The organism is Noviherbaspirillum sp. (assembly GCF_036846085.1).
Classification (GTDB): domain Bacteria; phylum Pseudomonadota; class Gammaproteobacteria; order Burkholderiales; family Burkholderiaceae_D; genus Noviherbaspirillum.
This window is the reverse complement of record NZ_DAIUCO010000315.1, coordinates 1-5,475: the sequence shown is the minus strand read 5'-3', so window position 1 is coordinate 5,475 and position 5,475 is coordinate 1. Positions and strand designations below refer to the sequence as shown.

General features: G+C 59.4%; 6 protein-coding genes. 3 read left to right on the top strand and 3 right to left on the bottom strand.

The window, feature by feature from the left end:
• Both V7080_RS23520 and V7080_RS23515 read right to left on the bottom strand, forming a co-directional pair.
• The coding region (locus tag V7080_RS23520; protein ID WP_334190808.1) for an organic hydroperoxide resistance protein at positions 1-395 on the bottom strand (395 nt) is incomplete at its 3' end.
• A gap of 128 nt (positions 396-523) precedes the next feature.
• Positions 524-994: a MarR family winged helix-turn-helix transcriptional regulator gene (locus V7080_RS23515; RefSeq protein WP_334190807.1), complete on the bottom strand. Its 471-nt coding sequence runs from the start codon at positions 992-994 to the stop codon at positions 524-526.
• Between the two features lie 68 nt (positions 995-1,062).
• On the opposite strand from V7080_RS23515, the gene dacB reads away from it, so the two are divergent.
• The 3 genes from dacB (at position 1,063) to V7080_RS23500 (ending at position 4,913) form a co-directional block, all read left to right on the top strand.
• Entirely contained in the window at positions 1,063-2,481 is a 1,419-nt protein-coding gene (gene dacB / locus V7080_RS23510) for a D-alanyl-D-alanine carboxypeptidase/D-alanyl-D-alanine endopeptidase (protein ID WP_442947279.1), read from the top strand.
• A 126-nt stretch (positions 2,482-2,607) separates the two neighbouring features.
• A complete protein-coding gene (locus V7080_RS23505) occupies positions 2,608-3,828 on the top strand; it encodes a YjgN family protein (RefSeq protein ID WP_334190805.1) in 1,221 nt (406 codons plus the stop codon).
• Positions 3,825-4,913: a M48 family metallopeptidase gene (locus V7080_RS23500; protein ID WP_334190804.1), complete on the top strand. Its 1,089-nt coding sequence runs from the start codon at positions 3,825-3,827 to the stop codon at positions 4,911-4,913. The genes V7080_RS23505 and V7080_RS23500 overlap by 4 nt, the downstream gene beginning before the upstream one ends.
• 50 nt (positions 4,914-4,963) lie before the next feature.
• Here the strand turns inward: V7080_RS23500 and V7080_RS23495 are convergent.
• Positions 4,964-5,475: TPM domain-containing protein (locus V7080_RS23495; protein WP_334190803.1), on the bottom strand; the 512-nt coding region annotated here is incomplete at its 5' end.

Sequence of the window (5,475 nt, the reverse complement as noted above, 5' to 3'; positions counted from 1 at the left end):
ACATTATTGCGGGTTGCGTTCGAGTACGGGCAAACCTCATGCGCCTTGCTGACAAGTGCTTCTGCCGCCGCCGGATCGAGTCCTGGCAAGGAGACCTTCAATTCCGCTGCCAAGGCAAAACCGCCTTTGTCGTTGGGGCCAATTCCGACTTCAGCCGTTACCGCGGCGTCCGCCGGCAGGTTGACCTTGGTGTGCAAGGCCACGAACTTGAGTGCGGACATGAAGCAGGCCGAATAGCCGGCCGCAAAAAGCTGTTCCGGGTTGGTCCCGTCGCCACCCGCGCCGCCGAGTTCCTTCGGGGTGTTCAGTTTGACGTCTAGATGCTTATCACTGGTTACGGCGCGGCCATCACGGCCCCCGGTTGCGGTTGCTTGTGCGGTATAAAGAATCTGCATGAAGTTCTCCTTGTCGGTGAAAAATCGATATTTCCTGCTGTCGAGTCCGCAATATAGTACACAATTAAATTGTGTGCAATATAAAATTGACGGTCGGATGCCTGCGCATCAGTACAGGCATCAGATTCTTAGACGTGGGATCGGGCCAAGTCGTTTCGAATTGCCGTCAATTGTTCGCGCAATTCCTGTATGGCACCGTGCGTTTGGCCGCTTGCGCAAAGGATCTGCTGCGGAATGCATTGCGCCTTTTTCTTCAGCGAGCGTCCTTCTTTCGTTAGCGTAATACGTACCTGTCTCTCGTCCGCCTCGTCCCGCGTACGGGCGATCAGCGACGAAGCTTCCAGTCGCTTAAGAAGCGGGGTAAGCGTCCCGGAATCAAGATAGAGCCGTTCTCCGATCGCCTTCACCAGCACATCGTCCTGTTGCCACAGCACCAGCATCACAAGGTATTGCGGATAAGTCAGCCCGAGCTTATCGAGATACGGTTTGTAAGTCTTGGTCATCGCCAATGAAGCGGAATACAGGGCAAAACAAAGCTGGTTATCAAGTGCAAGGGGATCGTTGGATGTGATCGCCTGCAAGGTGTTGGATTTGGACATGTAAGCGGACTCTACCGTGGGATAATCGGAAACGTTCCTGAACTGGACGGAGATATCGTTCTCATCCTATGCGAATTCCCTACAGACTCCAAGCAGCTTGTTTCTTGGTTACATTGTTAACCGCATGCACTGCTCCGCCTATTGCGCTGCCGCCGGTCGTGGAGGAGGCATTAAAGCAGAGTGAGATTCCGATACAGGCAACAGGCGTGTACGTTCAGGAAGTTGGCGGCGGTCAAGTGATGGCAGCGTCCAATCCGAACGCATCCTTCAATCCTGCATCGACAATGAAGCTGGTGACCAGTAGTGCCGCGCTGGAGTTGCTGGGGCCGACGTTCACGTGGAAGACGCAGGCATTTGCAGATGGGAAGCAGGTCGGCGATGTGCTGTTCGGTGATCTCATCTTCAAAGGCACTGGCGATCCGAAGCTGGTCGTGGAGAATCTCTGGCTATTCCTGCGCCGCATTCGCGCACATGGTATTCGGGATATTCGCGGAAGCCTGGTGCTGGACCGCAGCGCATTCCAGGAGCTGCCGTTCGATCCGGCCGCCTTCGACGGCGATCCGGGGAGAGCCTACAACGTTGGCCCGGACGCATTGCTCTTGAATTACAAGGCGCTCGGTTTTCGATTTCTGCCGGACCCGGCAACAGGCAAGGTGCACATGATCGTTGATCCGCCACTGGCCGGTTATCCGGTCGTGCCGCCGACACTTTCAAGAGACGAATGCGGCAACTGGCGGGCAAAACTGGCGCCGATGGTCGAGAGCGGCCGGGCGCGCTTCGCGGGCACCTATTCCACCGCATGCGGGGACCGGACCTGGTATTTTCACCCGTACCAGATGTCAGGCAGCCAGTATTTTGCGGCGGTGTTCCGGCATATCTGGGGCGAACTCGGCGGGACATTCAACGGCGAGGTGAGGGACGGCATCGTACCGCCGAGCGGGCGCCTTATCACCGAGTGGGAATCCGTATCGCTGTCGGAAGTCATTCGGGACATCAACAAGTACAGCAACAATGTCATGGCCCGCCAGTTGCTCCTGACCATCGCCGGCAACGTGACAAAGCTTCCGGCGACCCCCGACCACGGCGCGGCAGTCGTGCGGACATGGCTGACAAACAAGGGTATCGACGCACCGGAACTCAGCATCGAGAACGGCGCCGGCCTGTCGCGTATCGAACGCATTTCGCCATTGACGATGGCGCGTCTTCTCGGCGCCGTCTTCCAGTCGCCCACCATGCCGGAATTCATGTCATCGCTGCCCCTTGTCGGCTACGACGGCACCATGCGGCAGCGTCTGCGTACCCGGAACGTCGCCGGGTATGCCCATATCAAGACCGGCATGCTGAATGAAGTGCGCGCGATAGCGGGCTACGTCCTGGCCGCGTCCGGCAAACGATATGTCGCAGTGTTCATGATCAATCATCCGAATGCGGCGAGGGGACAGGCGGCGCAGGATGCCCTGTTGCAGTGGATCTATGAGCGCGGCTAGGCAATGCGGGCAATTCCGTCGCATTGCGTAAATAAGAAATGCCTGGCCGCGCCTGATGTGATTCAATTGGGCCCACATCGACAGCAGGCACATAACAACAAGCTGCTCGCGCCATAAGGGAGGGGCATGACGGTAGTTTCCATGGAAGACGTGGCGGAGCCGCGCCATCGCGTGCTCGCGAACACGATGGTGACATCGGACGACCCGATGCAGCCGATCGCGGCACGATCCGGTCCGCAACGATTCGAATTCACCGGCACCGGATCGGAATACTTTCGCATTTGGGTCGTCAACCTGCTGCTGACGATTCTCACCCTCGGCATCTACTCCGCCTGGGCGAAGGTTCGCCGCCTGCAGTACTTTTACCGAAACACTCGCGTCGCCGGCTCGATCTTCGACTATCACGGTGAGCCGACGGCGATCCTGAAGGGCCGCATCCTGGCGCTGTTTCTCCTTGCCGCATACAAGATCTCCTACGACATATCGATTGCGGCAGCGGTTGTCGTGGCGCTGGCCTTGGCCGCCATCATGCCCTGGCTGCTTGCGCGGGCATTCCGCTTCAAGCTCGCCAATTCGAGTTATCGCGGATTGCGTTTCCGTTTCCGGGCAACCGCCGGCGATGCCTATCGCGCGCTGCTCCTGTTTCCCGTCATGCTCGGCATGACGGGATTGTTTGTCTGGAGCCTGGCGACGTCATTTTCGAGGAGTCCTAGCGTAGGGGTGATTCTGCTCGTGATTCTCCTGCCGCTGCTGGCGGTCGCAGCGGTGGTGCCGCTTGCGCACTATTCGCTCAAGCGCTACCAGCATGACAATGCCGATTACGGGCAGACGCCGTTTTTCTTTCACGGACGTGCCGGCGGGTTCTTCAAGATCTACGGCAAGGCAATCGGATTTTTCTTCCTCGGGTCCATCCCGGCAGCTATCTTCGCCAAGCTGACTGCGTCGGCCTTCGCGCTTTTGTCGGCGACGCCGTTCGGGTGGCTGTTCGCGTTGCTCTACGGGCTGCTCAGCGCTTATGCATTTTATTTGTTCGTCAGGGCCTACCTGGAAAGCCGCGTGCAAAACCTGGTATGGAACAACACGGAGATTGGCGACCACCGGTTTCAGAGCAGTGCCGGCGCACGCAAGCTGCTGTGGTTGCATGCATCCAACCTGGCGCTGATTACCGTGACCTTCGGTTTGTATAAACCATTTGCCGCCGTGCGGCTGGCAAAGTACAGGGTCGAAAGCATGACTTTCCTGCCCTCCGGTGACCTGGAGGAATTCATGGCCGACCAGTCGGTTGACGCCGCCGGTGCCATCGGGCAGGAAGCCGGCGACCTGTTCGATATCGATATCGCCTTATGATCGCCGCTACGTATTTCGACGGTCAAACCACCCGTCGCCATCCCGTAACGCTGATGATGCATCGCGGTGTCGTCGCCATCAGCGGAGACGGCGTTCGCCGCAGCATGAAGCTGTCGAGGATGCAGGTGTCCGAACGGCTGGAGCATGCGCCGCGCATCTTGCGCTTTCCGGACGGCGGCTTCATCGAAGTGGATTATCGCAACCTGCCGCGATTGCTGGCCAAGAACGGTTACCGGGATTCCTGGGTGGTGCGCTGGCAGCAGCAGTGGGCATGGTCGCTGTGCGCGCTGATTGCGGTAATCGCCTTGCTGATCTCTGCCTATCAGTGGGGGGTGCCCTGGGCTGTGGACCAGGCTGCCAGCAGGATGCCGGCGTCGATGGAGAAGAAGATCGGCGACGAGGAATTGCGGCTGATCGACGCCAGCTACATGGAGCCGTCGAGGCTTGATCCCGCCGAACAGGCGCGGTTGCACGCGCTGTTTGCCGGCTTGAAGCGGCCGCAGGCGGCGACGACACCTTACCGTCTCGAATTCCGTCACAGCCGGGTAGGGCCGAATGCCTTTGCCTTGCCGAACGGCGTCATCATCATGACCGACCAACTGGTCGGCATGGCGCCTGACGACAACGCGGTCCTCGCGGTGCTGGCGCATGAACTCGGACATGTCCAGGGACGCCATTCTTTGCGGCGGCTGCTCCAGGCATTGGGCGTCGGTGTCGCAGTAAATCTGATCATCGGCGATGTTTCGAGCATCCTCGCGGCCGTGCCGACCTTCCTGCTGGATCAGAAATATTCTCGGGACTTCGAACGTGAAGCCGACCAGTTTGCGATTGCCATGATGCAGGCCAACGGCTTGCCCTTGTCTCCGATGGCGGAGCTGTTCGAAAGGATGGGCAACGCGCATCGGCATGAGGAACGCAACAGGGAACGAAACGATGGAACCGGACAGGATAGCCGTGGCGGCAGGCGTACCGGATCGGACAGCGATTCGCCGCTGGCGTATCTGAGTTCACATCCGAGCGACAAGGAACGCATCGCAGCACTGCGGGCGGCTGATGCCAAGCTCGGGAAGCAAGCCGATCGCTGACGGCAGTCTTCAGCCTGGCACCGCGGGAGAGTGAAGCGCTGCGACGCGCATCACAGCATCAGCGGCCGATCGGACAGCTGATTCTGACGGGATCCATCATCCGGATAGTGCTGCTGCAGGAGCGTATTCAGCTGCCGCAGCGCGGCAAGCACGCCATCGTGGAAATCGCCGTGCGCGAAGCCGCGCGTCATGCTGTTGCATATCGCCGTCCAATCCTTGGCGGCGATGACGCGGCCGACACCCCGGTCGGCAACGATCTCGACCTGGTGATCCGCGAGATTGATGTAAACCAGGACACCGCAGTTCTCCTCGGTGTCCCATATCCGGTAATCGGAGAAGAGCTCGCAGGCCCGCTCCCTCGACGACATGCCGCTCAGCACTGCCTGCGCCGAGAGCGAAGGCTCGATGATCATGCGTACCTCGGCACGGTGCTGTCGTTCGCCTTCGGCGATCACGGTCTGGATATCTTGCAGCGTCGCATTCGGAAAGGCCCGCCGGCTGGCCAGTCCGGTCGTGAAGAGATGCTTGAAGAGTCGCGAAAGAGTACGCATTACCAGTTCCC

Coding starts and splice junctions, on each gene's coding strand:
- V7080_RS23505 (WP_334190805.1), top strand. CDS start 2,608: ATGACGGTAGTTTCCATGGAAGACGTGGCGGAGCCGCGCCATCGCGTG.
- dacB (WP_442947279.1), top strand. CDS start 1,063: ATGCGAATTCCCTACAGACTCCAAGCAGCTTGTTTCTTGGTTACATTG.
- V7080_RS23515 (WP_334190807.1), bottom strand. CDS start 994: ATGTCCAAATCCAACACCTTGCAGGCGATCACATCCAACGATCCCCTT.
- V7080_RS23500 (WP_334190804.1), top strand. CDS start 3,825: ATGATCGCCGCTACGTATTTCGACGGTCAAACCACCCGTCGCCATCCC.